The sequence below is a fragment of the Pseudomonas parasichuanensis genome (assembly GCF_021601385.1).
In the GTDB taxonomy this organism is placed as follows: Bacteria; Pseudomonadota; Gammaproteobacteria; order Pseudomonadales; family Pseudomonadaceae; genus Aquipseudomonas; species Aquipseudomonas parasichuanensis.
In genome coordinates this window covers 24,568-50,053 of record NZ_BQHO01000032.1, presented here as the reverse complement: position 1 = coordinate 50,053, position 25,486 = coordinate 24,568, and the positions used below count along the sequence as shown (strand labels likewise).

Here is a 25,486-nt window from a genome sequence, read left to right as displayed (position 1 = left end):
GGTAGAACAATGAGACGGTTCCATGCAAGACCTCAACGACCTCTTCTATTTCGCCCAGGTGGTCGAAGCCGGTGGTTTCGCCGCCGCCGGCCGCCAGTTGGGCATCCCCAAGTCGCGCTTGTCCCGGCGTATTGCCGAACTGGAAGAGCGCCTGGGCACCCGCCTGCTGCAGCGCACCACCCGGCAATTGAAGCTGACCGCCGTGGGCGAACGCTACCTGCACCATTGCCAGGCAATGCTGCTGGAGGCGGAGATGGCCGATGAAGTGGTGGCCAGCATGTCCAGCGAACCCCGCGGGCGGCTGCGGGTGTCTTGCCCGGTGGCCCTGGCCCATGCCTTCCTGCCCGACGTGATCAGCCGTTTTCTGGCCCAATACCCGCTGGTGCAGCTGGACATGGTGCTGCTCAACCGCCGGGTCGACTTGATTTCCGAAGGCATCGACGTGGCCCTGCGCGTGCGCGACCTGGGCGACGAAGACCCGGCCCTGGTCACCCGGCGCCTGCGCCAGGCGCAGATGCAGCTGGTGGCCGCGCCGGGTTTTGCCGACCATATCCGCGAGCCCGCCGAGCTTGCCAGGCTGCCGGTGCTGGGCGCCGCCGAGGCGGACCGGCTGGTGCACCTGCGCCTGCATGGGCCGGACGGCCGCCAGGAGGACGTAGCGCTGGAGCCGCGCCTGGCCATTGATGACTTCGTTGTGCGCAACGCCGCCGTGCGTGCCGGCCTGGGCTTCACCGCGCTGCCGAGCATGTTCTGCGAGGAAGAGCTGGCTCGGGGCGAACTGGTGCGCCTGCTGCCGGACTGGTCGCTGCCCGGCGGCTACCTGCAGGCGGTATATCCGCACCGGCGCGGCTTGCTGCCAGCGGTGCGGGCGTGGATCGATCACCTGGCGATTTCGTTTGAAGCCTGTGGAGAGCGCTATGTCTGAGAAAAGGATGACCGAGGAACAGATCGCGCAGTTCTGCCTGGCGTTGCCGGGCGCGCGTGAGGATTACAAGTGGGGCGGGATCCGGGTGTTTTCGGTGGCCGGCAACAAGATGTTCGCGGTCGCCGACCTGGGCGGCGCCGGCCTGTCGTTCAAGGTGGCCGACGACCTGTTCCTGGGCTACTGCGACCGGCCGGGGATTCGCCCGGCGCCTTATCTGGCACGGGCGAAGTGGGTCAGCATGGTCGCGCCCTACCCCATGGGCCGGGACGAGCTGTGCGATCTGCTGCGTCGCTCACACCAACTGGTGGTGCGGCGCCTGCCGAAGCGGGCTCAGGTGGGATTGTTGATCGGCTGAGGGCTGGCCTCATCGCTGCCAGGCCAGTTGCCAACTTAATGGGTTTGCACATCCACTGTAGGAGCGGCCTTGTGCCGCGAAAGGGCTGCAAAGCAGCCCCGGCAATCTTGAGTCAACCCTAAAATCTGGGGCCGCTGCGCAGCCCTTTCGCGGCAAAAGGCCGCTCCTACAGAAATCATGCAGCCCTTGCAGGCGACTCGAAACCGGCTACAGCAACTGCCCCAACCCGCGGCCACCCAGCAACAGGTGATCGAACCAGAACACCTGGTGCAGCGCGACGATGCCCCAGAACACCAGTTGGTAGGACAGCTTGCGGGTCTTGTGCCGAAACAGCTGCTGGGCCAGCAGCGCCCCAGGCCAGCCGCCGAGCAGCTCGCTGGCATGCAGCACTTTCTCCGGCGTGCGCCAGGCCTGGCTGCGCGCCTGCTGCTTGTCCTGCCAGTACAACAGCAGGCTCACCAGGCTCACCAGCGGGTACAGCGCCAACGGCAGCCACGACTCCCCACTCAGCCCCATCTGCAGGCCGCCCATTACCGGCAACAGGCACAGCCCGGCCAGCGCCAGCAGCTTCAGGCGTGGATTGCGTACGCCCTGGGCCTCACCGCGGGCAGCGGTTTGCGGGCGCGCCATCAGCCGTGCGCCGTCGACCAGTCGACCCAGCCGAACTCCCAGGTGGCCAGAATCAACAGGCCAAAGACGATGCGGTACCAGGCGAACGCGGCGTAGCTGTGGTTGGCGATGAACTTGAGCAGCGCGCGCACGGCGATCATGGCGAAGATGAACGACACCACGAAGCCCAGGGCAAACACCGGCAGGTCGCCGGGCTGGAACAGCTCACGGTACTTGTAGCCCGAATACACCGCCGCACCGACCATGGTCGGCATGGCCAGGAAGAACGAGAACTCGGTGGCCGCCTTGCGCGACAGGCCGAACAGCAGGCCGCCGATGATGGTCGAGCCGGAGCGCGAAGTGCCCGGGATCATCGCCAGGCACTGGACGAGGCCGATCTTCAGTGCGTGGTGCCAGCTCATTTCGTCGACATGGTCCACCTCGATCCGGTGCTGACGACGTTCGGCCCAGAGCATGATCACCCCGCCGACCACCAGGGCCGCAGCCACGGTGATCGGGTTGAACAGGTACTCATGGATCAGGTCGGCGAACAGCACCCCCAGCACCACCGCCGGCATGAAGGCGATCAGCAGGTTGGCGGTGAAGCGCCGCGCCGGTGCTTGCGTGGGCAACCCCAGCACCACGTCGAAGATCTTGCGCCGGAACTCCCAGACCACCGCGAGGATCGCGCCCAGCTGGATGATGATGTTGAACGCCATGGCGCGCTCACCGCCAAAACCGATCAGGTCGGCGACGATGATCTGGTGCCCGGTGCTCGAAATCGGCAAGAACTCCGTCAGGCCCTCGACAACGCCCAAGATGATTGCCTGCAAGGCACTCCAAAAATCCATCATTCCCCCGATGCAGCACCGCTCCTGGCGGGCCGCTTGTAGTGATTTGCACGTAGTAGCCGCACGCGGCGCGGCTGTTTTACAGCGACAGCAGTGGCAACGCCAGCACAAATGCCCGGCGGCCTAAAGGTTTCATCTGGCACGGCCGAAATCCTAGCAGAGGCCTTGGTTCAAGGCTTGCGTTACCTGCAACACGGATCGCCCGCAGCACGCACTTAGCCGTTGGTCGTGTGTGGCTTGGCGGCAAAGCATGCTTGGATGCCCTCGATAAAAAGAACAAGACCGGAGTAACGCATCATGAAAACCCTGAGGTCGATGTCGATCAGCCGCCGCTTGTGGCTGATCCTGGTAGTGGCAGTGGCCATGTTGCTGGTGCTGGGGCTGTTGATGCTGCGCCAGATCCACGGTGACCTTTACCAGGCCAAGGCCGAGAAAACCCGCCATGTGGTGCAGACCGCCGCAGGCGTGCTGGCTTACTACCAAGGCCAGGAGGCTGCCGGCACCCTCAGCCGCCAAGCCGCCCAGCAACAGGCGCTGCAGGTGGTGCGCGGGCTGCGCTACGACCAGAGCGACTACTTCTGGATCAACGACCTGCAACCGAAGATGATCATGCACCCGGCCAACCCCAAGCTCGATGGCCAGGATCTCTCGGCCATCCGCGACCCTGACGGTTTTGCCGTGTTCAACGAAATGGTCAAGCTGGCCCGCGCCCAGGGCGCCGGCCCGGTCGACTACCGCTGGCCCAAGCCGGGCGCCAGCGAACCGGTGGCCAAGACTTCGTATATTCAGCTGTTCGAGCCATGGGGCTGGGTGATCGGCTCGGGTGTCTATATCGACGATGTGCAAGCCGAGTTCGCCCGCCAACTGCGTGATGCGTCGCTGGTGGGGCTGGGCATCGCCCTGCTGATGGCACTGGTGGTGATGCTGATTGCCCGCAGCATCGCCCGCCCGCTACAGGAGGCAGTGCAGGCCATGGGCAACATCGCCAGCGGCGAGAGCGACCTGACCCGGCGCCTGGACACCCACGGGCGCGACGAAATCACCCACCTGGGCGAACACTTCAACCGTTTCAACGGCAAGCTGCAGGGCGTGGTCGGCCAGCTGCAGGGCGCCGCCCACGCCCTTGCCGCGTCAGCGGGGCAGGTCGGCGACAGCGCAGGTTCCGCCCAGGCGCGCAGCACCCAGCAGTCGCTGCAGATGGACCAGGTGGCCACGGCCATCAACGAAGTCAGCTACGCCGTGCACGACGTGGCCAAGCATGCCGAACAGGCCGCCAGCGAAATGCGCGACGCGCAGCAGCAGGTCGGCCATGGCCAGCAGGCGATCCATGGCAGCCTGCAGCAGATCGACCGGCTCTCGGCGACCATCGAGCAGGCGGTGCAGGTGATCCGCGAACTGGCCAGCCACAGCACCAGGATCGGCGGCGTGCTGGAAGTGATCCGCGCCATCGCCGAACAGACCAACCTGCTCGCCCTCAACGCTGCCATCGAGGCGGCCCGTGCCGGCGAACAAGGGCGTGGATTCGCCGTGGTCGCCGACGAGGTGCGCCTGCTGGCCCAGCGCACCGCCCAGTCGACTGCCGAGATCCAGACCATGATCGAGCACCTGCAGGGGCAGTCCGAGGCAGCGGTCAAGGCCATCGACACCAGCAGCGAGGCCTCGCGCCAGACCGTCGAGCAGGCCCGCGAGGCCGGCACCAGCCTGGACGCCATCAGCCATGCCCTGAACAACCTGGGCGCACTCAACGCCTCGATCGCCAGCGCCACCCTGCAGCAGTCCCATGTGGTGGAAGAGATCAACCGCAACGTCACCGAAACCGCCGGGCTATCCCAGCAGACCGCCGAGGCCGCGCGTCAGTCCAGTGATGCGGGGACTGCGTTGGCGCGGTTGAGCGATGATTTGGAACAGCTGCTGCGCCAGTTCAGGGTGTAGCAGCTGCAAGTTTTAAGCTACAAGCCGCAAGCAAAGCGGGTCTCGCATGAGACTGCACTCAATGTGCACTGCGTCGAAGCTTGTAGCTTGTAGCTGGTTGCTTGTAGCATCGCGCCCTTCCCCGCCTTCAAGGATCGCCGATGTCCGGCCTCGAACTCTTCGCCGCCGCGCTCGGCGTCATCGCCGTCTGGCTCACCGTCCGGCAAAACCCCTGGTGCTGGCCGATCGGCCTGGTCATGGTGGTGCTGTACAGCTGGATCTTCTATGAGGTGAAGCTGTACTCGGACATGCTGCTGCAACTGGTCTACGCGGTGCTGCAACTGTACGGCTGGTGGCAGTGGACGCGCCCGGAGCGGGTCGAAGCAGCGCGGCACGTGTCGAGCCTGACGCTTGCGCCCCTGCTCAAGGGCCTCGCCGTCGGCCTGCTGGCCAGCGTGCTGCTGGGGGCAGGCATGGCCAACTTCACCGATGCCGCGCAACCCTGGCTGGATGCCGCACTCACCGGCTTCAGCCTGGTGGCGCAAGTGTGGATGGCCCAGAAGCGCCTGCAATGCTGGGCGCTGTGGGTGGTACTGGACGTAATTTTCGTCGGCCTGTTCCTGTACAAAGGCCTGTACCTCACCGCCGCACTGTACGCCCTGTTCACCCTGATCGCCGTGCGTGGCTGGCTTGAGTGGCGCCGCGACCCGGCGCTGGCCGTGGCATGAAGACCCTGGTGCTATGTGGTCCGGAATCCAGCGGCAAGAGCTGGCTTGGCGGCGAGATCCAGGCGCATTTCGGTGGCGTGCTGGTGGGTGAATACGTGCGCCATTTCATCGAGCAGGAACAGCGTGACACCTGTTATGCCGACATCCCCACCATCGCCCGTGGCCAATTGCAGTGGGAGGACCAGGCGCGCCAGCAAGCACCGCACCTGCTGATCCTGGACACCCACCTGCTGAGCAATATCCTCTGGAGCCGCGCGCTGTTCGCAGATTGCCCGCCCTGGATAGAGCAGGCGCTGAACGCACGCCACTATGACCTGCACCTACTGCTCAGGCCCGAGGGCGTGGCCTGGGTGGGCGATGGCATGCGCTGCCAGCCTGAGCTTGCCCAGCGCCAACAGTTCTTCGCCGACAGCCTGCATTGGCTACAGGCACACCAGCGGCCTCATCAAGTAATCGAGGGCGACTGGGCCCAGCGCAGCGCGGCCGCCCTCGCCGCAGTGGGTCGGCTACTCGACGGCCAGATGCCAGCCTGTGCCACCGAATGTTAACGCATTGATACACCCCATCCCCGCGCAGCTCCCGCAAATGGGGGCCGCCGCCCAGAAGTGAGGGAAGTGTCTCAGCGCTGAGACACTGCCCGACAATCTCTTCACATCCCCCGTAGTACGCGGCCTGCGGCACCTGCTGACTGGCCGCTGTTTCAGTGCTGAGACAGTTATCGCGGTGCTTTTCGAGCTAGCCGATACAAGCCTCTGATTGTCAAAGGAAAACAAAAAGCGGCACAGCTTCTGCTCTCTGTCCTCGCAACGCTGAACGACCAGCGCCCGAGTGAAGGAGTAGCCATCGTGAGGAAATTCGACAGAGGCGTGTCTTGCCTGCTGCTGGTCGGCTTAACCCTGGGGGCAAGCCTGAGCCTGACGGCCCAAGCCGATAACGGCATCATCGTCATCACCCGTGACGTCCAGGTGCGCAACGCAATACGCTACCCGCTCGTTCCGGACCCCTCCCCGACCACGGTCAATGTCAACCCTTCGGCGCAGGTCCTCAGGCAGACCAACGAACTGAGCGATGGTGATTTCGCCAGCATCAGCAGCGGCGCGGGCATCTCGTCCCTGATCACCCAGCAGACCAGCAACCTGGGCGGCCACATCAGTACTCAGACGCAATTGTCCAACCAGGCTGCCGGGCGTGGCACCGGCTCGGGCACCGGCATCGCCAACATGGTCAACTCCAGCGTGCAGCGCGGCCTTGCGCCCCTGCAAGTCCTGAGCGGAGGCAAATGACATGAGGCATTCACTGCTGCTTCTCGCCACGCTCTGCAGTGCACCGGTTTTCGCCCAGTCCCCCGTGATCGACAACGCGACCATCGACAGTTCCGCCGCCCAGTACCAGGGCAACGTGTCGGTCAACCAGGCCGCTGGCGACCTGCAGCAGCAGGCCAATGCCCGCGCCATCGCCAACGGCCACTCGGCCAACGCAACCACCGATATCCGCCAGCGCCTGCGCAGCCCGGTCAACCCGGCCAGGGACAGCCAGGCCAACATCAAGGGTGATGCCTTCAGCCATGGCAACGGCGCACTGGGCGTGAACCAGAGCGCAGGCGCAAACACCCAGCAAGCCAACGCACTGCGCATCAGCATCAGTGCACAACCGCAAAGTCTCGATGACAGCGTCCTGTTGCAACAGAACGTGGCGCTGCGCAACACCTCCGATGCAACTGACTCCGCACCCGGCTATCGCCAGGTCAGCACCAGTGACCAGGCATTCACCGGTAGCCGTGGGGTGATTCAGTTGAATCAGAGCGCCGGGGTGGGAAACCGCATGGCCAACACCTTCAGCGTCCGGGTCGCGGAATGACCCAACAAGGTAAGCACAACACTTAACCTAAAAAGACGGAGAAACACCATGAAACCCTCGATGGCAATCAAGCCTCTGGTTTTCGCAATTGCTGCGGTCATGGCTGTTGCTGCACAAGCGGATCAGAACGACCGGCGTGGCCATGGCCACAACAATCACCACACACCACCGGCAAAAGCGGTCTACACCAGCGCCACCGCCAAAGCTACCGATACGCAAAGAAGCACCGGCAACAAGATCCGCAACGAAGGCACTGTCAACAATGCCGAGATGAGCAGCTCCGCCGCTGGCGCCAGCGGCAACGTCGGCGTCAACGTGGCAGCCGGTAACGGCAACCAACAGGACAACGCAGCGGCCATTGCCAACACCGCATCCGACAATGCTGCCATCGACAACAGCTTCGTCTTCGGCTCCTCGACTGCAACCGCCAGCGTTAAACAGTACAGCAACAACAACACCGTCAATAACTGGTCGACCCAGAGCTCCGCAGTCATGAGTGGCTCGGCTGACGGCAGCAGCGGCAACGTGGGTATCAACATCGCTGGCGGCGACCTGAACCAGCAGAAAAACACCATGGCCATTGCCAACAACAGTGCGCCCATCGGCAACTCCACTGCCACCGCCTCGGCCGACCAGAATGGCCCCGGCCTGACTGTTAACAACAATGCCGACCGCACCTACCGTGTGGATACGCTGACCTTCACCACCACCCAAAGTGGTTCGGCTTCGCGTAGCGGTTCGTTCGATGCCAGCGTCGACAAGAGCTCCAGCTCCAGCTACAGCGCATCTGGCTCCAACAGCAGCAGCGCCAGCGGCTCGCACAGCAGCAGCTCCAGCGGTTCGACCAGCATGACCGCAAGCGGCTCCAACAGCAGCAGCTCCAGCGGCTCCAACAGCATGAATGCCAGCGGCTCCAACAGCTGGAATGCCAATGGCACCGCCAGCCGCGACCACAGCTCGTCGTCGAGCGCTTCGCTCAACGCCTCGCTGGATGCCAGCGCCTCGGGCAGTGCCTCGCAGTCGCAAACCAATGGCAACCGTACGCGCTCCAGCAGCTCCGACTTCGACGCCTCGCTCAACGCTTCGCTTAACGCGTCGATCGACAAGTCGCACGAGTCGTCCAGCAACTCTTCGTTCGACAAGTCCCTCAACTCGTCGTTCGAGAAGGCGTATGACTCTTCGTATGACCGTAACCATGACTCGTCTTATGACAAGTCGCGCGATACCTCGTACGAGAAGGCACACGAATCGGCATGGGAAAAAGCCAACGCTTCGGCCTACGAGAAATCCGGCGAGAAAGCTTCGCAATCGTCGGACAGCATCTCGAAGAGCTACAACGAAGCTAGTGAGTACGCGCTGAGCAACAGCGTGTCCTTCCAAGTGCTGACCCCGACCGGCTGGGCCAACCCTGTGACCAACACCGCTACCCTGAGTGGATCGGTGAACGGTGGCAGCGGCAACCTGGGCGTCAACGTGGCAGCCGGTGTGGGCAACCAGCAAAGCAACTCGCTGGCCATCTCCAACACCTCGTTCTGATAGCACCAGCCTGGAGGCCCCCTTCGGGGGGCCTTCTTCTAACAAGACCGATGGGGGCATCGAACATGCGTATTGTCGCCTTGGCGTTCCTGCTGTGCCTGGCCAGTGTGAGCGAAGCCGCCCAGATGCCGTTGTCCGTCCTGCCGGGCGGCGCGGTGATCTACAAACCGATCCAGAGCGTTCGCGAGCGCAAGTTCGCCGACCTGGTGCAACAGAAAACCGACTTCAGTTGCGGCGCCGCGGCGCTGGCGACCATCCTGCGCCAGGCCTACTGGCTGGACGTGGACGAACACCATGTGATCGAGGGCATGCTGGAAAATGCCGACCAGGACCTGGTCCGCACCCAGGGTTTCTCGATGCTCGACATGAAACGCTACGTGGAAAGCCTGGGCATGCGCGCCCGCGGCTACCGGGTAGCCCCCGAATCCCTGCATGACGTCCGCATCCCCGTCGTGGTGCTGATGGACATCCGTGGCTACAAGCATTTCGTGGTCATGCAGCGGGTCGACAGAGGCTGGGTCTACATCGGTGACCCGGTACTGGGCCACAAGCGCTTCAAAATCGATGATTTCGTCAAGGGCTGGAACGGCATCATCTTCGCCGTCATCGGCCAGGGCTACGACAAGGGCAATGTGCTGCTCGCCCCGCCACTGCCGCTCAGCGCCAAGAACCGCATCGACCACTTCACCCCGGTGAAGGACGCCGAGCTGCTGGACTTCGGCTTCATCCCAAGCGACTTCTTCTAACGATTCTGGGCATGACGCCCTGGGGAGCATCCCATGAAGACTCCATTCTGGCTGATCGCGGCGTGCCTGGCCGCCAGCCTGCCTACCCAGGCACAGTCGTTCAAACCCATCGAACTGAAGGACCAGGAGCTGGCCAACCTGCGCGGTCGCTACGTAATGCCGGGGCGGATCGTCAGTTTCGGCATCGTCATGACCAGCACCTGGCAGAACGCCAACGGTGAAGTGATCGGCGCCACCTCCTCGATGCAGATCCAGCAGTCGACCATCAAGCCACAGTTCTATGTGTCGATGATCAATGAAAAAGGCAACGGCTCGTCGCAGGCGCAAAGTACCGGCACCGGTAGCGTCACCGGCGGCGGCGGTCTCAATACCACCGAGGGCGTCACCCAGGTGGTGCGCGCGGCGGGCGACTACAACAGTGCCTATAACAATGTCGATATCAACGTCGCCAAGGGCAGCGAAGCACCGGCCGGCCAACCGCAAGGCCAGGCGCTGGCTGCGGGGTCGACGCTGACCGGCGCCAATGGCGCAGGCTCGCTGAGCGTTTCCTCGAACGGCAACGGTGTGCAAATGAACATCGTCGCCAACAACAACCAGGGCAATACCCTGCAGCGCCTGGGCCAGGGCGGCTTGATGCAGAACACGACCTTGCTGGGTAGCAGCAACCAGGTACGCAACCTCACTTCGCTCAATGTGGTGCTGCGCGACAACCCTGCCGCAACCGGCCCGATGAACGTAAACCTGGACCAACTCAAAGGCCTTCGCAATCTCGGATACTGATCTACGCTCAGTCTCATCGTATGCAGTCAGAAGGGACGGCTTATCCATGCATCGTTTGTTGACGTTCAGAACCATCGTCTGTTTGAGTACCTTGGCCCCGGCCACGTTGCTTGCAGCATCGGACCCGCAGGTCGAAGCGCTGAAACAAGAGCTAATCCAGCTGAAACAACGTTATGAAACGCAACAAAATGCCTTGATGGTGCTGGAGCAACGCCTGCGGCAGGTGGAGGAAGCCCCGCCTGCACCTGCGCCAAAACGCCTGGTCAAGTCGCCTGCCGAAGGGGTCAAGGGGGCGCAAACCGTGGCCGCCGGTGCACCAGGCACCTCCGGAAGTTCCTATGGCCAGTCGCTTCAGGACGACTCCCAACCCGCGCAAAGCGTCTCCAACCTGTACGACGAAGCCAGCGGCTTCTTTGGTGGCGGCAAGTTCAGCGTCGAAACCGGCCTGACCTACACCCACTACGATACCCGCGCGCTGACCCTCAACGGCTTCCTGGCGCTGGACTCGATCTTCCTTGGCAACATCAACATCGACCGGATCAAGGCCGATAACTGGACCCTGGACCTGACAGCCCGCTACAACCTCGCTCAGCGCTGGCAGTTCGACGTCAACGTACCCATCGTGTACCGCGAGTCCACCTACTCCTCAGGCGGCGCAGGGGGGGCCGCCGGAGCGACGTCCGATGGCACAGTCACCCGCGATCCGACCATCGGCGACGTCAACGTCGGTGTGGCCTACAAGTTCATCGACGAATCGGAAAACTGGCCAGATGCAGTCGCCACGCTGCGCATCAAGGCGCCGACCGGCAAGGACCCCTATGGCATCAAGCTCATTCAGGATCCGGGTAACGACAACCTTGCGATCCCTGAGGACCTCCCGACCGGCAACGGTGTGTGGGCGATCACCCCGGGCATCTCGCTGGTCAAGACCTTCGACCCTGCCGTGCTGTTCGGCAGCTTGTCCTATACCTACAACATGCAGGACTCGTTCAGCGACATCAGCCCGCAGGTCAACAGCAAGGTCAAAGGCGACGTGAAACTCGGCGACTCCTGGCAGATTGGCGGCGGTATCGCCTTCGCCCTGAACGAACGGATGAGCATGTCGTTCTCGGTAACCGACCAGTTCGCTCGCAAAAGCAAAATCAGACCGGACGGTGGCGATTGGCAGTCGATCACCAACAGCGACTACAACGCGGCCAACTTCAACGTCGGCCTGACCTTCGCCGCCACCGACAACCTGACCATCGTGCCGAACCTGGCCATTGGCCTGACCGACGACGCACCGGACTTTTCCTTCAGTCTTAAATTCCCCTACTACTTCTGAGGTTACCCGCACAACTGGGCTCGCATGGCGAGCCCGCGTTTTGGTTACCAACCTTGTCCTACAGCAACTTCCTACCTCCGGCCTGATATCATTCAGCACTTTTGTGTGACGATTTGATGGCAAGAGGACTGCTTACGTGAGAAACATGCTTGGCCACCCGGGCGCCCGGCTGCTCGCCCTGATTACGCTGGTACTGGTCATCCCCCTGGTGGTACGTGCCCTGCTTGGCTGGTCCGCCCCCCTGGGCTACCTCTCCGACCTGGCCATCGGCAGCCTGCTGGTGTTGCTGTTGCGGCGCTGGCCTACCTGGCTGGCGCTGCCCGTGCTGCTGGCATGGGGCGCGTTGCTGATCGCCTCGGCCGAGCTGGTCAGCGCCGTCGGCCGCTTGCCCAACCAGACCGACCTGCATTACCTGTTCGATCCGCAGTTCATGGAGAACTCCACCGGCGGCGCCCTCGCCCACCCCTGGCTGCCCTGGCTACTGGCCAGCGCCTTGCTGGTGCTGCTGGCCAGCAGCTGGTACAGCCGGGGCCAGCGCAGCACGCCCTTGCCGCGCACTGCCTGGGCACTGCCTGTGCTACTGCTGACAGCGCACTGGGGCAGCGAGCAGCTGTTCCCCTCCGATGCCGATCAGTGGCGCCAATACAACCTCCCCCACCAACTGCTGTCGGCCGCCACCGGCGACCTGCAGCATCGTGCGCGGGTACTCGCCGTCGGCGAAACCCCTGTGACACCGCTGCCCAGCACCGGACTGACCCAGGCCGACCTCAACGGCCAGAAACTGCTGGCCGGCCCTGGCAGCGCCCGCAACCTGCTGGTCATCACCCTCGAAGGCATCCCCGGCGCCTATATCCGCGCCAACCGCGAGGCCATCGGCAGCCACTACAGCGAAGACCTGATGCCCAACCTCAGCCGCTGGGCCGAGCGCGGCATGAACACCCCGGACTACGTGCTGCACACCCACCAGACCATACGCGGCCTGTACGCCATGCTCTGCGGCGACTACGACAAGTTGGCCAACGGCACGCCCAAGGGCGTCGAGCTGCTGACCCAGGACCTGCGCAACCAGGCCTGCCTGCCGGCCCAGTTGCGCCAGGCCGGCTTCGCCACCCATTACCTGCAAGGCGCCGGGCTGCGCTTCATGGCCAAGGACCGGATCATGCCGCACATCGGCTTCGACGCCGTGCATGGCCTGGAATGGTTCAACAACGACAACTACCTGGAGTTCCCCTGGGGCAAGGACGACCGCGCCTTCTTCGAGGGCGCCCTGGGCTATGTCGGCGAGCTGCGCAAGCAGCGCCAACCCTGGATGCTCACCCTGCTCACGGTCGGTACCCACCAGCCCTACTCGGCGCCCGAGGACTACCTGCAACGCTACGACACCGCCAAGCAGGCCGCCGTCGCCTACCTCGACGATGCCCTGGGCAGCTTCCTCGACAACCTGGAGCGCCAGGGGGTGCTCAAGGACACCCTGGTGGTGATCACCTCGGACGAGTCCCACGGCATCGATGGCGTGCGCCTGGCGTCATCCTGGGGCTTCAACCTGACCCTCGCCCCCGAGCAGGCACAGCTGCCACGGCTCAAGCGCGGCACCTACGGCCACGTCGACCTGGCCACCTCGCTGCTCGATTATTTTGCCCTGCCGATTCCGGCAGCCCTGGCCGGGCGCTCGTTGTACCGCGACTACGACACCGGCCGCGAGATCATCGCCTACACCAACGGTGTGCTGCGCTACCACGACGGCCTGGGCACCCTCAGCGAGTGCGACTTCCAGCAACGCTGCCGACGCTACGCCAGCGAAGGCTTCATCGCCGAGCAGGCCATGTTCCTTGGCCGTGGTGAGGACAACCTCGGGCCACAGATCAATCTGCTGGCCACAACCCTCGACCAGTCGCTGCTGCAAACCCCGCTCAACCTGCGCTACCAGTTTGGCGGGCCGGCGCCCATTGCCCTGCATGAACGTATCCGCGACGATTGGGCCGACAACCTGATCGGCGCCCAGTACCTGGAAATGCCCGAAGGTTCGCGCACCAAGGTGCGCATCAAGGTCCGCGCGCTCGACCCGCAGCACGACGCCTACATCCGTCTCAAGGCCAAGGAAAGCGAGCAGGACGTGCAGCTGGGCCTGCCCGAAGAGGTGCTGGTCACCGCCAACCAGCCATTGGAGATGGAGTTCGACTTCGACAACCCGACGCAACGCAAGGCGTTTTCCTTCCACTTGCTGGGGTACGGCGGCGGTGAAGTCGAAGTCAGCGACTTCAGTGTCATCACCGCCCTGCCGGGCGAAGAAGCACCTGCGGACGACCTGGTCGAAGGGCATATCGCCCATTCCAGCTGAGTGCACCTTCGCACTGACTGACAATGCTGGCGCCGCGCCTACAGATATCGCGATCACCTGTAGGAGCGGCCTCGTGTCGCGAAAGGGCTGCGCAGCAGCCCCGGCGGTATCAGCCTGAACACAAATTCAAAATACCTTCTCACCCCAGGAACAGGCGGTATGCCGGGTTGTCGGTTTCGTCCCAGTAGCGGTAGCCCATCGCGTCGAGCGCCGCCGGCAGCCCTTGCAGCTCGTCATCCGGCACCTCCAGCGCGGCGAACACCCGCGCTTCTGCCGCGCCATGGTTGCGATAGTGGAACAGGCTGATGTTCCAGCGCTTGCCCAGGCGTTCGAGGAAGCCCAGCAACGCCCCGGGCCGCTCGGGGAATTCGAAACGCAGCACCTTCTCGTTCGCCCCCGGCGCGGCGTGCCCGCCAACGGTGTGGCGCACGTGCAGCTTGGCCAGTTCGTTGTCGGTCAGGTCCAGCACCTGGTAACCCTGCCCGACCAGGCTCGCCAGCAACTGCTCGCGCGGGTCATGCTGCGGGTGGGTCTGCACGCCGACGAACAGCCGTGCCTCCTTGCCGGGGTAATAGCGATAGTTGAACTCGGTGATCTGGCGCTTGCCCAGGGCCTGGCAGAACGCCCGGAAACTGCCCGGCTGCTCGGGGATGGTTACGGCGATCACAGCCTCGCGCTGCTCACCCAGCTCGGCACGCTCGGCCACATGGCGCAGGCGGTCGAAGTTGACGTTGGCACCGGAGTCGATGGCCACCAGCACTTGCCCCTGCAGCCCCTCGCGGGCCACGTACTTCTTGATCCCGGCGACGGCCAGGGCACCCGAGGGTTCGGTGATCGAGCGGGTGTCGTCGTAGATGTCCTTGATCGCCGCGCACAGCTCGTCGTTGCCCACCGTTACCACCTCGTCGACGAAATGCCGGCACAGTTCGAAGCAGTGGGCACCGATTTGCGCCACCGCCACGCCGTCGGCAAAGGTCCCCACCTGAGGCAGGATCACCCGCTCACCGGCTGCCAGCGCGGCTTGCAGGCAGTTGGAGTCGGCCGGTTCCACTCCGATCACCTTCACCTCCGGGCGCAGGTACTTCACATAGGCGGCAATGCCGGCGATCAGCCCGCCGCCGCCCACCGGCACGAAGATCGCGTGCAACGGGCCAGGGTGCTGGCGCAGGATCTCCATGGCCACGGTACCTTGGCCGGCGATCACGTCCGGGTCATCGAACGGTGGCACGAAGGTGGCGCCGTCCTGGTCGGCCAGGGCCAGCGCATGGGCCAGTGCATGGGGGAAGCTCTCGCCATGCAGCACCACATGGCCGCCACGCGAGCGCACGCCTTCAACCTTGAGCGAGGGCGTGGTGGTGGGCATGACGATGGTGGCCTTGATGCCCAGGTGCGAGGCCGCCATGGCTACGCCCTGGGCGTGGTTGCCCGCCGATGCGGTGATCACCCCACGCTCGCGCTGGGCGTCGGTCAGGCGTGACAGGCGGGTGTAGGCGCCACGGATCTTGAACGAGAACGTCGGTTGCAGGTCTTCACGCTTGAGCAGCACCGCGTTGCCGAGGGTGGCTGACAGCGCCTGGGCCGGTTGCAATGGGGTCTCGATGGCCAGGTCGTACACCGGTGCGCCAAGAATACGGCGCACCTGCTCGGACAGCAGTTGCTGGGGCGTGGTACGGGGGCTGGTGCTCAGATTGGTCATCGATGACTCCTGGTTTTCTTGATGTTGCCCAGGAGTCAGAGAGAAGAAACCCGCCTCCAGGGCGGGTTCGGTGCACGTACGCGCTAGCCCGCCAATCCGATAATGGAGGTAATAATAATGTTGCCGGTGCGCAGGTGCGGGAATGTGTTCATGGGTCGGGAACTTATCCTGCACGGTTATCGGAAGTCAACACCTCGACGGGTAAATCGACTTCGCTCGTAAGGGGTCGATACCAGTCGGAGGCTTTTCACTGCGGGCATGACTGAGGCTCCGGCAGCTCTAGTGGGGTCTTGATCGGATATTCGGGGCTGCCATAGGCGTAGCAGGAGGTGGTGACCTGGATGTCGTCGCAGGGCAGGAAGTGCACGGTGATGCCGCAGGTGCCTTGGCCGGTGTAGTCGGGGACGGGGACAGTTTTGCTGTGCAGGCGCTTCTGGGCTCTTCCAGCATCGCGCCACGCCAGATATTTATCTCGGTCAGCGTAACCTGGGAACCCCGCCGAACTGCCAACACCGCTCTCCCAATCCACACGCACCATCATCCCCGGCACCCACCGCTCTGGCGCGCTATAACAGCACCCTCCTCCACCCCCTTGATAAGGACCGATGATGTCGATCCCCGAACGCCCCTCCACGCTGAAGCGATTGATCGCCCAGTGGGTGTGGTTGATGCCTTCAATGGTGCTGGCCCGGCTTTCATGAACACCCAGCATGCCGGTCAGCGCGCCAATAAGGACTGCGACGAAGCTGGCTCTCATGCTTTTGCTCATGTCATTGCTCCCTGTGCTGTATTGGCCCGATTCATCACGCATCACGCAGTCGCTCCAGGGTGTAGGCCTGGCGCTCGTCATCACGCCAGACGCCCGCCTGGCTGGCGGCGAGCATGGCGCTGTAGCTGGCCTGGAAACGGCGCTCCGCCCCCCAATCGGCAGGGCACGCTGCTGTGAACGCGTCCATGCCCAGGGTGACATCGCTGGCACACCCCAGGATGTCCACCTGGTGGTCGCTCAGCTCAATGGGTTCGAAGCGTTCCAGGGGGCCGGGTATGTCATCCGTTCCGGCAAGGCGCTGGCCCTGACCATCCCGGTCCAGCCAGCTCCAGAACACCGCCGGCCTTAGCCAGTGCTGCTGTTGCTCGGGGTGCAGCACATGGCTGAACAGCAGTGGGAACAGCCGTGGGTCGTAGTAGCGCAGCAGCCCGGTAACGCCACCCAGGCGTGCCTCCAGGCAACGGCCAAGGTGCCTGGCCAGCGCCTCGAACGGCCAGTGCGAGCGCAGCGCCAGCAGCTGCGCCTGGCCATCGGTGGCCTGCAGCACGCCCTGCAGCCAATGCCGCTGCAGCGGCTGCGCCAGGTCGACGCGTACCAGCAACGGCGCCAGGTCGCGGGCGGCCGCTTCGGGCAGGCCGTCGAACAGCGAACACCAGGCCAGCGGCGGTTCCACGCTCATCACGCTGGGCCGCCACGGGCGATGGCTGGCGGCCTGGTCGAGAAGGATGTGCAGGTAACGGTCGTCGCCGCTTGCGCAGCCGTGTTCGAGCAGCGCCAGCCACTGGGCGATGTGCGGGGCGATCATGGGCGCGGCTCCCTTGGTACGAAGCCTTGGGCGCTGGCTTGCGCTCTCTTAAGGCATCGCACGCAGGGATAGTCGTCGTTCAATGCGAACAAATCGCTGCACGGGGCAACAGCTGTGTACGAGTGGTGCATTGATAGCTCCTTGCCGGTTAATGCGGGGCCGTTCTGAGTTCGTCAGAGGGCCGAACACACGTTCAAGGAGGGTGAAACTGGAGCATCGGCTGTAGGGCATCAAGCCAAAGTTGAGGCCTCAAACAAGTTTCAGAAAGATCCTACAAGCCACCAACAGGGGCTGCTTGATTGCTCAGCAGCGCTCAACGCCAAGCGCTTTTCAAACCGCATTGGCATTGAAGCCCTGAGGCCAAGGGATTGGCGCAAAGAAGGCCTGAGCGGTGCCACTTTGAAACAGGGAGGTGAAGTTCCATCATTCGACACAAATGGCCAGCTCGTGGACCACGCGTCTCAACACCCTTTCTGGACTTCCTGTGCCGATACAGGCACATCGAACACTTTGTCGAAGCCCCACTGGAAGACAAAGGCATACACAAAGAAGAACACGAACAACGCCAGGTTGGTGACCAGCGCCGCCCACAGGCTGATACCCAGCCAGTACGCCACCAGCGGCAGCAGGATCAGCACCAGCCCACCCTCGAAACCCAGGGCATGCAACAGTCGGCGCAGGAAGGTGCGGCTGCGTTGCGGCTGGCGCGCTTCCCAGCGTTCGAAGGCCCAGTTGAAGGCCATGTTCCAGCTCATGGCGATGGCCGACATGAGCATCGACAGCACCGCCGATTCAGCCATGCCGGCGCCGAACGCCAGCTCCAGCGCCGGGGCCACGCACGCCACGGCGATGGCCTCGTAGAGGATGGCCTGGACGATCTTGCGGGCCTTGCCTTGCATGTGCAGCTCCGAACGTGAAAGAGCTACAACATAACAAAATATGGGCCATTGGAAATAGCCTGTAATAAGTTGTGAAACCTCACCGACCGTCGGCGCCCGCCCATTGGACAATCACGCCTGCGGCTGCTTGTATCAATCATTCGCAAGAAGCGCTTTGTCCTACAACTTCGTCCAGGGAATCGAACGAGGAGTTAGACGATGGCCTACACCGTCATGATGGTATTCGGTACCCGCCCTGAGGCGATCAAGATGGCCCCGCTGGCCCGGGTGCTGCGCACCTGGCCCGAGGTCGACCTGCACATCTGCTCCACCGGCCAGCACCGCGAGATGCTCGAACAAGTGCTCACCGCCTTTGGCCTGCAGGTCGACCAGGACCTCAAGGTGATGACCCAGAACCAGACCCTCAACGGCCTGGCCCGCGACCTGCTGGACAAGCTCGACCGCGCCTATGAGCAGACCAGGCCCGATATCGTGCTGGTGCATGGCGACACCACCACCAGTTTCATCGCCTCCCTGGCCGCCTTCCACCGGCACATCCCCATCGGCCACGTCGAAGCCGGCCTGCGCACCGGCAACCTGCAGCAACCCTGGCCCGAGGAAGCCAACCGGCGCCTGACCGGGGTGCTCGCCGACCTGCACTTCACCCCCACCCGCGACTCCGACGCCAACCTGATCCGCGAAGGCGTGCCGCCGGAGCACATCGAAGTCACCGGCAACACGGTGATCGACGCCTTGTTGTGGATGCGCGACAAACTGCAGCGGGAAAACTGGCGCCCTGCTGCCGAATCACCGCTGAACGTCTTGCGCGATGACCAGCGCATGGTGCTGATCACCGGCCATCGTCGGGAGAACTTCGGCAGCGGCTTCGAACGCATCTGCCTGGCCCTGGCAGAACTCGCCCTGCGCTACCCGGATGTGCAGTTTCTGTATCCGGTGCACCTCAACCCGCAGGTGCAGCATGCGGTGTACAGCGTGCTGTCCGGCCGCGAAAACATCCACCTGGTCGCCCCCCAGGATTACCCGCACTTTGTCTGGCTGATGAACCGTGCCCATGTGATCCTCACCGACTCCGGGGGCGTGCAGGAAGAAGCCCCCGCCCTGGGCAAGCCGGTGCTGGTCCTGCGCAAGGTCACCGAGCGCCCCGCCGTACTCAAGGGCGGTACGGTGAAGCTGGTCGGCACCCTGACCGAACGTATCGTCCACGAAACCAGCCAACTGCTCGACGACCCCGACGCCTATGCGCGCATGGCCCAGGTGTTCACCCCGTTCGGTGACGGCCACGCCAGCGAGCGCATTGCCCAGCGCCTGAGCCGCTGGTTCGCAGAACAAAGCACCCAGCGAGCCAACGCATGAGCCTGGCCTTCATCGATTTCCTCACCTATGTGCTGTTCGGCCTGAAGATCATTGCCATCATCCTGGCCTCGCTGATGTTCCTGCTCGGCCTGGACGACTTGTTCATCGACCTGTGCTATTGGGGCCGCAAGCTGATCCGGCGCTTTCGTATCTACGACAAATATGAGAAGGCCGACGAAAAGCGCCTGTTCGAGGTGCCGGAAAAGCCCCTGGCAATCATGGTCCCGGCCTGGAACGAAGTCGGCGTGGTTGGCGAAATGGCCCGCCTGGCGGCCTCGACCATCGACTACGAGAACTACCAGATCTTCGTCGGCACCTACCCCAACGATCCGCAAACCCAGGCCGACGTCGATGCCGTGTGCCTGCACTACCCCAACGTGCACAAGGTGGTGTGCGCGCGCCCCGGCCCCACCAGCAAGGCCGACTGCCTGAACAACATCATCGACGCCATCCTGCGCTTCCAGCAGGACGCGCGCATCGAGTTCGCCGGTTTCATCCTGCATGACGCCGAAGACGTCATCTCGCCCATGGAACTGCGGCTGTTCAACTACCTGTTGCCCAACAAAGACATGATCCAGATCCCGGTGTACCCCTACGCCCCGGAATGGAAAGGTTTCACCGCCGGGCACTACGTCGACGAGTTCGCCGAAAACCACGGCAAGGACGTGATCGTGCGCGAGGCGCTCACCGGCCAGGTACCCAGCGCCGGCGTAGGCACCTGCTTCAGCCGGCGGGCGATCAGTGCCCTGCTCGAAGACGGCGACGGCATCGCCTTCGACGTACAGTCGCTGACCGAAGACTACGACATCGGTTTCAGGCTCAAGCAAAAGGGCATGAAGTGCATCTTCGCCCGCTACTCCATCACTGACCCGGCCCTGGCGCTCAAGCAGGAGTGGCGCCCCGGCATGAGCCGCGCGTTCGCCCAGGTGATCTGCGTGCGCGAGCACTTCCCCCGTGACTGGCAGCATGCCATCCGCCAGAAGTCGCGATGGATCGTCGGCATCGTCTTCCAGGGCACCAGCAACCTCGGCTGGAGCCGTACCGGCGCGCTCAACTATTTCCTCTGGCGTGATCGCCGCGGGCTGTTCGCCTACCTGCTGAGTTTCTTGGTCAACCTGTTACTGCTGGTGCTGCTGGCCATGTGGCTGGTCACCGTGATCGCCCCGGACTCGTGGCGCTTCATGTCGATTCTTAGCGACAGCCGCCTGCTCAGCGTACTGCTCTGGCTCAACGGCTTGCTGCTGGTCAACCGCCTGTTCCAGCGCGGCTGGTTCGTCACCCGCTACTACGGCATCTTCGAGGGGCTTTTGTCGGCGCCGCGGATGATGTGGAGCAACTTCGTCAATTTCTTCGCCAACCTGCGTGCCCTGCGCCAAGTGATGGAGATGGGTGACTCGCGGCGGGTGGCCTGGGACAAGACCACCCACGAGTTCCCCGCCCTTGCCGCGCCCGCGCGCACGCCGCTGGGCCAGCGCCTGGTGGAAAAAGGGCTGCTCAGCGAGGAGCAACTGCACCAGGCCATCACTAGCCCGGTGCGCCGGCGCCTGGGCCGCGAACTGTTGCTGCGCGGCTGGCTGACCAGCGAGCAGCTGGTCGAGACCCTGGCCGAGCAGCTCGACCTGCCGTGGGCCCCTCTCAACCCGTTCAAGCTCAGCCCGCAGCTGATCGAGAAGCTGCCACGCAAGCTGGCCACCCACTACGGCGTGTTGCCGGTCGACGAAGACGGCGACACCCTGGTACTGGCCAGCGAAAGCCCGGTCAGCCAGGTTTCGCTGGGGGTAATCAGCCGGCAACTCAAGCGCCCGGTGCGTGCCCGCCTGGCCCCTCAGGGCCGGGTCACCCTGGGCCTGCGCTACCACTACCCCAGCCCCTGGCAGAAGCCCGAGACCCGCCAGATGCTCAAGGTACTGGAGCGCCACCAGGATGATGCCGAACTGCTGGAGAAAGTCAGCACCCACCAGGTCATGCTCGGCACCCTGCTGCAGGTGCGCGGCATGGTGCCGGCGACCCTGTTCAACCAGGCGCTGATCGACTTCGACCCCGAGACCCAGAGCCTGGGCGAACACCTGATCGCCCGCGGCATCATCACTGGCGACGTGCTGCAGCAGGCCCTCGCCGAACAGGCCAGCGAGCAGCAGGCCGCCTACGACCTGACCCGGGAGGTGGCATGAAGCCCCGTGTTTCCCTGACCGTCGCCAGCCTGCTGCTGTGCGCCGCGGCCCAGGCCGCCCCCACCCCACCGATGACCGACTTCCAGCGTTTCACCAGCTATCCATTCATGGAGCGCGGCTACCGCGAGGCGCAGCGCGACAACTGGGCCGAGGTGGAGCGCCTGACCCGCCACGTGCTCAAGCGGGTGCCGAACAACAACGAAGCCCGCGCCCTGTTGGCCGAGGCCCTGGCCCACCAGCGCCGCTACAAGGACGCCCAGGCCATCGCCGAGGAGCTCGACGACAACCCCGAGCACGCTGACGCCCTGCTGGAGCTGCGCCTGACCTGGATCGAGCAGGACCCACCGCCGGCCAGCCAGGTCGAGGACTGGCTGGCCAATAGCGACGCCAACCAGCGCATCCGCCTGTGGCAGGCCTACAGCCTGAGCCTGGCCAAGTTCGGCGGCGCACGCCGCGCCCTGGACTGGCTCAACCAGTTGCCACCCCGCGACGACGGCATGGTCCTGCGCTTGGCCCGGGCCAACTTCGCCGAACAACTGCGCAACTGGGGGGAAACCGTCGACCAACTGCAACCCTTGGCCGCCAAGGGGCAATTGCCGGCGCAGGACTGGCAACGCCTGGCCAATGCCTACATCCAGCAGGTCGACGAAAAAGGCCTGAACGCCCTTCTGGCCAGCGCGCCCTCGCCGCAAGCGGCGACCCAGGCACGCCTGGCCATGGCCGAGCGCACTATCGCCGTGGGCCAGCACCAGCAAGCCGAACGCTGGTTGCGCAGTCTGCCGGCCGAACAGTTGCAACATCCCGAACAGCGCCAACAGTTGTGGGAACTGGCCCGCCAGGGCGACGACGCGGCCCTGGTGCGGCGCCTGAGCAACGAACTGGGCCGCCCGTGCCTGGAGACCGTCGACTGGCTGTCACGCAAGGACCTGACCCTGGCCCGCGAGCAACTGGGCCAATGCCAGGCCAGCGACAACTCCCGCGCCTATGCCATCCTCAGGCAACGCCTGTACGGCGACCCGCCGCAGCCACCGCAACCCCGTACCGCGGCGCAGTGGGAACAGCGCTACCGGCAGAGCGGCGACCTCGCCGCACTGGAACAGGCGAGCTTCATGTGGCTGCAACAGGGGCAAGCCAATCACGCCCGGCAGTTGATCGAGCAAGCCTACGACCGGCGCCAGGGCCGCTTGCCCGCCTCGCTGCTGCAACGCCTGGGCAGTCTCTACGCCCGCAATGACGAGCCGCTGAACACACCGCGCTTAGTCGCGCTGGTGCCACGCGTGGATGCCGCCACCCGCGCTCAGTTGCTTGGCCGCCTGGCCGAAAGCGGCCAGTGCGACGCGGTGCGCCGGGTAATCCCGGCCAACCCCACCGAGGCCGGCCAGTACCGCGCCCTGGGCCGCTGCGCCATGCCCGGCCGGCCCGGTGAAGCGGTGGTCTACTACCAGGCAGCCGAGCGCCTGGGTGACAACAGCAGCCGGCTGCCCCTGGCCTACGCCCTGGAGGCCTCGGGGGATTCCCACGCAGCCCTGGCGATCTGGAACAGCCTGCCGGCCAGCGCCTGGACCGATAACGCCCGACTGACCGCCGCCCGTGGCGCCTTGAATGCCGGCGATGCCAACGCCGCCCGCCGCCATTGGGACGCCGCAGCGCACCACAGCGCCGACGACTGGGCACTGGGGGCCGCCATCGCCCAGCGCCAGGGCGATACCGCGCAAGCGCTGGCGTTCCAGCGCGAAGCCCTGCGCCACGCACCGCGCGCCGATCACTACTATGCCGCCGCCGGCACCGCCCAGCAGGCCGGCGACAGCGCCCAGAGCACCGCCTGGCTCGCCGAAGCGGTGCGCCTGGCGCCGGACCAGCCCCGCTACCGCGCGGATTACGGCATGCGCCTGGCCGGCTCGCCCGACAAACAGCGGCGACGCCAGTCGATCCCTTACCTGGAGCAGGGCACCCGTGACTTCCCCGAGGACTACCGCCTCGGCGAAACCCTCGCCCTGCGCTACGACGAAGCCGAGAACAGCGCCGCCGCCCGCCGGGAGCTGCGCCGGGTGCTGGATGTGGAACAGAACCTGGTCGACGGCGACGACGAGTTCGGCAGCCTGGAAGCGCGCAAATACCGCCAGCGCCGCGCCCACGAGACCCTCTCCCGGCGCGACAGCATCACCCTGGCCAGCACCTGGTCGCCGGCCGGCACCTCGACCAACGACAAGTTTCTCGACACAGGCGAGCGCAGCGGCAGCTCGCGCCGCGCCCAATCACAGAACGTACAGCTGGCCATGTGGGACCACGCCCTGGGCGAGGAGCCCAGCCGCAACGGCAGCACCCGGGTGCTGTTCGGCGGCCAGAGCCGCACCGACTACGCACAGAGCATGGGCACCGGCGTGGGCCTGCGCTACAAGCCGCTGGGGCAGGCCAACCTCAACCTGTACGCCGAGCTCTACCACCAGCGCCAGATAGACAGCGACCACTACAGCGGCCTGAGCCTGGGCGAACTGCTCAGCCCGGCCAAGGTCGGCGGCAACTGGGGTGACCTGCGCCACCACGCCGAGTCGAGCAACGACCTGCTGCTGCGTGCCACCGCGTCGTTCCTCGACCAGGGCCGCTACCGCAATGACTGGCGTATCGACGAGGACGACTGGGACGAGCGCTTCCTCTACCTCGACGCCGCCTGGTGGACCCGCGCCGGCGACCACGCCTGGTTGTCGCGCTTCCAGCAAGGGCATGCCTGGAAGCTGCACAGTGACTCGCCGCAGACGATCATGCCTTACGGCTTCCTGGAATTTTCCAGCCAGGACCCGAGCAACGACTGGCGCCAGGATGCCCGCACCGGGGTGGGCGTGCGCTGGCAGTGGTGGTTCGACGACGACCGCTACAACGCCTATCGAGGCTCGTTGAAAGTGCGCGCCGAGTACCAGCAATCATTGGGTGGCAACCTCTATGAGCGGGCCAACGGCGTGCTGCTGGGTGTGGAGATGAACTTCTGATGCGCACTTTCCTGCTCGCCTGCCTGCTCGCCCTGTGCCTGCCCGTCCAGGCAGACCAGCGCCTGTTCTATCAGCCGCTAAACCGCGATGCCACGGTCACCCCGGCCCAGTGGCAGCAGCTGTGGCACACCACCGTGACCCAGGGTGGCAAGACCCTGATCGTACAGTGGAGCGCCTACGGCGACAGCGATTTCGGCGGCAGTGACGGCTGGCTCGCCGCCAGCCTGCGGCAAGCCCGCGCCCAAGGGCTGGAACTGGTGCTGGGCCTGTACATGGACCCAGCCTATTACCAGCGCCTGGAGCAGCTGGATGGCGAAGGCCTGAACAGCTATTTCAAGGCCCAGCTGGGCCGCTCTATCAGCCAATACCAGCACGTGCGCGACAGCTGGCAGCTGCCGGTAGCCGGCTGGTACCTGCCCATGGAACTGGACGACCTGCACTTTCGCGATGCCGAGCGCCGGCAAGCGCTGTACAGCCAGTTGCAGGCCTTCAACCGCCAGCTGGACAAGCCGCTGCATATCAGTGCGTTCAGCGCCGGGCAGTTGTCGCCGGGCGTCAATGGTGCCTGGCTGGATCAGTTGGCGGGCCTGGGGGTGCAGGTCTGGTGGCAGGACGGGGCCGGTACCGGGCGCCTGGCGCCGCTGGTACGCCAGGGGTATGAGCAGGCGCTGCCGTGCCGGGTGGGGATCGTGCGGGAAGCCTTTCGCCAGGTCAGCGCGCCGGGGCAAGCGTTCCGCGCCGAGCCCGCACAGCCAAAGCTGACTGGGGGATGCCATGCCGAAGCGGTGTTTGCCTTGCGTTACCGGCCGTGGGCCAACGGTGTACTGTCACCGAATTGATCGACACGCT

At 64.7% G+C, this 25,486-nt stretch carries 22 protein-coding genes and 1 pseudogene; 17 read left to right on the top strand and 6 right to left on the bottom strand.

All coding sequences use genetic code 11. The features are described from left to right. Positions 1-22: 22 nt before the first annotated feature. Together L6D77_RS21835 and L6D77_RS21830 are read left to right on the top strand one after the other, a co-directional pair. Entirely contained in the window at positions 23-925 is a 903-nt protein-coding gene (locus L6D77_RS21835; RefSeq protein WP_232884723.1) for a LysR substrate-binding domain-containing protein, read from the top strand. Next, complete coding sequence (locus tag L6D77_RS21830; RefSeq protein ID WP_232884724.1) at positions 918-1,280, top strand: MmcQ/YjbR family DNA-binding protein; 363 nt, start codon at positions 918-920, stop codon at positions 1,278-1,280. The genes L6D77_RS21835 and L6D77_RS21830 overlap by 8 nt, the downstream gene beginning before the upstream one ends. A gap of 207 nt (positions 1,281-1,487) precedes the next feature. Here L6D77_RS21830 and L6D77_RS21825 read toward each other — a convergent pair whose 3' ends face one another. Continuing rightward, positions 1,488-1,910, bottom strand: a complete 423-nt coding sequence (locus L6D77_RS21825; RefSeq protein ID WP_232884725.1) for a DUF1294 domain-containing protein — start codon at positions 1,908-1,910, stop codon at positions 1,488-1,490. Then, positions 1,910-2,740, bottom strand: coding sequence for an undecaprenyl-diphosphate phosphatase (locus L6D77_RS21820; protein ID WP_232884726.1), 831 nt, complete (start codon positions 2,738-2,740; stop codon positions 1,910-1,912). Before L6D77_RS21820 ends, L6D77_RS21825 begins: the two co-directional genes overlap by 1 nt. Before the next feature lie 297 nt (positions 2,741-3,037). On the opposite strand from L6D77_RS21820, the pseudogene L6D77_RS27590 reads away from it, so the two are divergent. From L6D77_RS27590 to L6D77_RS21770, 11 genes and pseudogenes are all read left to right on the top strand, one after another. Further along, a pseudogene (locus tag L6D77_RS27590) lies at positions 3,038-3,799 on the top strand (cache domain-containing protein); the annotation flags it as partial. A gap of 138 nt (positions 3,800-3,937) precedes the next feature. Continuing rightward, complete coding sequence (locus L6D77_RS27585) at positions 3,938-4,672, top strand: methyl-accepting chemotaxis protein (protein WP_373870621.1); 735 nt, start codon at positions 3,938-3,940, stop codon at positions 4,670-4,672. Positions 4,673-4,812: 140 nt separating this feature from the next. Further along, entirely contained in the window at positions 4,813-5,379 is a 567-nt protein-coding gene (gene pnuC / locus L6D77_RS21810) for a nicotinamide riboside transporter PnuC (protein WP_232884728.1), read from the top strand. Continuing rightward, positions 5,376-5,927: an AAA family ATPase gene (locus tag L6D77_RS21805; protein ID WP_232884729.1), complete on the top strand. Its 552-nt coding sequence runs from the start codon at positions 5,376-5,378 to the stop codon at positions 5,925-5,927. The genes pnuC and L6D77_RS21805 overlap by 4 nt, the downstream gene beginning before the upstream one ends. Before the next feature lie 297 nt (positions 5,928-6,224). Beyond that, positions 6,225-6,662 (top strand): hypothetical protein, encoded by a 438-nt coding sequence (locus tag L6D77_RS21800; RefSeq protein WP_232884730.1) that lies wholly within the window; start codon positions 6,225-6,227, stop codon positions 6,660-6,662. A gap of 1 nt (position 6,663) precedes the next feature. Then, on the top strand, positions 6,664-7,236 hold the full coding sequence (locus L6D77_RS21795) for an adhesin (protein WP_236170148.1): 573 nt from the start codon (positions 6,664-6,666) through the stop codon (positions 7,234-7,236). A 48-nt stretch (positions 7,237-7,284) separates the two neighbouring features. Further along, positions 7,285-8,772, top strand: coding sequence for an autotransporter outer membrane beta-barrel domain-containing protein (locus L6D77_RS21790; protein WP_232884732.1), 1,488 nt, complete (start codon positions 7,285-7,287; stop codon positions 8,770-8,772). Between the two features lie 65 nt (positions 8,773-8,837). Then, complete coding sequence (locus L6D77_RS21785) at positions 8,838-9,518, top strand: C39 family peptidase (RefSeq protein ID WP_232884733.1); 681 nt, start codon at positions 8,838-8,840, stop codon at positions 9,516-9,518. A gap of 33 nt (positions 9,519-9,551) precedes the next feature. After that, complete coding sequence (locus L6D77_RS21780; protein WP_232884734.1) at positions 9,552-10,298, top strand: hypothetical protein; 747 nt, start codon at positions 9,552-9,554, stop codon at positions 10,296-10,298. Between the two features lie 46 nt (positions 10,299-10,344). Continuing rightward, a complete protein-coding gene (locus L6D77_RS21775) occupies positions 10,345-11,622 on the top strand; it encodes a coiled-coil domain-containing protein (protein WP_232884735.1) in 1,278 nt (425 codons plus the stop codon). A 145-nt stretch (positions 11,623-11,767) separates the two neighbouring features. Next, positions 11,768-13,960 (top strand): LTA synthase family protein, encoded by a 2,193-nt coding sequence (locus L6D77_RS21770; protein WP_269807653.1) that lies wholly within the window; start codon positions 11,768-11,770, stop codon positions 13,958-13,960. A gap of 139 nt (positions 13,961-14,099) precedes the next feature. Here the strand turns inward: L6D77_RS21770 and ilvA are convergent, their stop codons facing one another. From ilvA to L6D77_RS21750, 4 genes are all read right to left on the bottom strand, one after another. Next, positions 14,100-15,656 (bottom strand): threonine ammonia-lyase, biosynthetic, encoded by a 1,557-nt coding sequence (gene ilvA / locus L6D77_RS21765; protein WP_232884737.1) that lies wholly within the window; start codon positions 15,654-15,656, stop codon positions 14,100-14,102. A 247-nt stretch (positions 15,657-15,903) separates the two neighbouring features. Continuing rightward, positions 15,904-16,368: a Tli1a family immunity protein gene (locus L6D77_RS21760; RefSeq protein WP_232884760.1), complete on the bottom strand. Its 465-nt coding sequence runs from the start codon at positions 16,366-16,368 to the stop codon at positions 15,904-15,906. 91 nt (positions 16,369-16,459) lie between these two features. Continuing rightward, positions 16,460-17,230: a toxin Tle1 chaperone Tla1 gene (locus L6D77_RS21755; RefSeq protein ID WP_232884738.1), complete on the bottom strand. Its 771-nt coding sequence runs from the start codon at positions 17,228-17,230 to the stop codon at positions 16,460-16,462. 461 nt (positions 17,231-17,691) lie between these two features. After that, complete coding sequence (locus L6D77_RS21750) at positions 17,692-18,129, bottom strand: PACE efflux transporter (protein ID WP_232884739.1); 438 nt, start codon at positions 18,127-18,129, stop codon at positions 17,692-17,694. Positions 18,130-18,327: 198 nt separating this feature from the next. Between L6D77_RS21750 and wecB the strand changes: the two genes are divergently transcribed. The 4 genes from wecB to L6D77_RS21730 are packed head-to-tail and all read left to right on the top strand — an operon-like array spanning position 18,328 to position 25,476. Then, complete coding sequence (wecB, locus tag L6D77_RS21745) at positions 18,328-19,482, top strand: non-hydrolyzing UDP-N-acetylglucosamine 2-epimerase (protein WP_232884740.1); 1,155 nt, start codon at positions 18,328-18,330, stop codon at positions 19,480-19,482. After that, positions 19,479-21,653: a cyclic di-3',5'-guanylate-activated glycosyltransferase NfrB gene (gene nfrB, locus L6D77_RS21740; protein ID WP_232884741.1), complete on the top strand. Its 2,175-nt coding sequence runs from the start codon at positions 19,479-19,481 to the stop codon at positions 21,651-21,653. The genes wecB and nfrB overlap by 4 nt, the downstream gene beginning before the upstream one ends. Then, the gene (locus tag L6D77_RS21735) at positions 21,650-24,637 is read left to right on the top strand and encodes a phage receptor (protein WP_232884742.1); all 2,988 of its coding nucleotides are present in this window, start codon (positions 21,650-21,652) and stop codon (positions 24,635-24,637) included. Before nfrB ends, L6D77_RS21735 begins: the two co-directional genes overlap by 4 nt. Further along, positions 24,637-25,476, top strand: coding sequence for a DUF4434 family protein (locus tag L6D77_RS21730; RefSeq protein ID WP_232884743.1), 840 nt, complete (start codon positions 24,637-24,639; stop codon positions 25,474-25,476). Before L6D77_RS21735 ends, L6D77_RS21730 begins: the two co-directional genes overlap by 1 nt. Positions 25,477-25,486: the final 10 nt, after the last annotated feature.

What these genes read in the sequence shown, in the direction of transcription:
- L6D77_RS21750 (WP_232884739.1), bottom strand. Translation starts at nt 18,129, where the DNA reads ATGCAAGGCAAGGCCCGCAAGATCGTCCAGGCCATCCTCTACGAGGCC.
- L6D77_RS21835 (WP_232884723.1), top strand. Translation starts at nt 23, where the DNA reads ATGCAAGACCTCAACGACCTCTTCTATTTCGCCCAGGTGGTCGAAGCC.
- L6D77_RS21795 (WP_236170148.1), top strand. Translation starts at nt 6,664, where the DNA reads ATGAGGCATTCACTGCTGCTTCTCGCCACGCTCTGCAGTGCACCGGTT.
- L6D77_RS21780 (WP_232884734.1), top strand. Translation starts at nt 9,552, where the DNA reads ATGAAGACTCCATTCTGGCTGATCGCGGCGTGCCTGGCCGCCAGCCTG.
- L6D77_RS21775 (WP_232884735.1), top strand. Translation starts at nt 10,345, where the DNA reads ATGCATCGTTTGTTGACGTTCAGAACCATCGTCTGTTTGAGTACCTTG.
- L6D77_RS21830 (WP_232884724.1), top strand. Translation starts at nt 918, where the DNA reads ATGTCTGAGAAAAGGATGACCGAGGAACAGATCGCGCAGTTCTGCCTG.
- L6D77_RS21760 (WP_232884760.1), bottom strand. Translation starts at nt 16,368, where the DNA reads ATGCTGGGTGTTCATGAAAGCCGGGCCAGCACCATTGAAGGCATCAAC.
- L6D77_RS21790 (WP_232884732.1), top strand. Translation starts at nt 7,285, where the DNA reads ATGAAACCCTCGATGGCAATCAAGCCTCTGGTTTTCGCAATTGCTGCG.
- L6D77_RS21735 (WP_232884742.1), top strand. Translation starts at nt 21,650, where the DNA reads ATGAAGCCCCGTGTTTCCCTGACCGTCGCCAGCCTGCTGCTGTGCGCC.
- wecB (WP_232884740.1), top strand. Translation starts at nt 18,328, where the DNA reads ATGGCCTACACCGTCATGATGGTATTCGGTACCCGCCCTGAGGCGATC.
- L6D77_RS21730 (WP_232884743.1), top strand. Translation starts at nt 24,637, where the DNA reads ATGCGCACTTTCCTGCTCGCCTGCCTGCTCGCCCTGTGCCTGCCCGTC.
- ilvA (WP_232884737.1), bottom strand. Translation starts at nt 15,656, where the DNA reads ATGACCAATCTGAGCACCAGCCCCCGTACCACGCCCCAGCAACTGCTG.
- L6D77_RS21785 (WP_232884733.1), top strand. Translation starts at nt 8,838, where the DNA reads ATGCGTATTGTCGCCTTGGCGTTCCTGCTGTGCCTGGCCAGTGTGAGC.
- L6D77_RS27585 (WP_373870621.1), top strand. Translation starts at nt 3,938, where the DNA reads ATGGACCAGGTGGCCACGGCCATCAACGAAGTCAGCTACGCCGTGCAC.
- L6D77_RS21820 (WP_232884726.1), bottom strand. Translation starts at nt 2,740, where the DNA reads ATGGATTTTTGGAGTGCCTTGCAGGCAATCATCTTGGGCGTTGTCGAG.
- nfrB (WP_232884741.1), top strand. Translation starts at nt 19,479, where the DNA reads ATGAGCCTGGCCTTCATCGATTTCCTCACCTATGTGCTGTTCGGCCTG.
- pnuC (WP_232884728.1), top strand. Translation starts at nt 4,813, where the DNA reads ATGTCCGGCCTCGAACTCTTCGCCGCCGCGCTCGGCGTCATCGCCGTC.
- L6D77_RS21755 (WP_232884738.1), bottom strand. Translation starts at nt 17,230, where the DNA reads ATGATCGCCCCGCACATCGCCCAGTGGCTGGCGCTGCTCGAACACGGC.
- L6D77_RS21805 (WP_232884729.1), top strand. Translation starts at nt 5,376, where the DNA reads ATGAAGACCCTGGTGCTATGTGGTCCGGAATCCAGCGGCAAGAGCTGG.
- L6D77_RS21825 (WP_232884725.1), bottom strand. Translation starts at nt 1,910, where the DNA reads ATGGCGCGCCCGCAAACCGCTGCCCGCGGTGAGGCCCAGGGCGTACGC.
- L6D77_RS21770 (WP_269807653.1), top strand. Translation starts at nt 11,768, where the DNA reads ATGCTTGGCCACCCGGGCGCCCGGCTGCTCGCCCTGATTACGCTGGTA.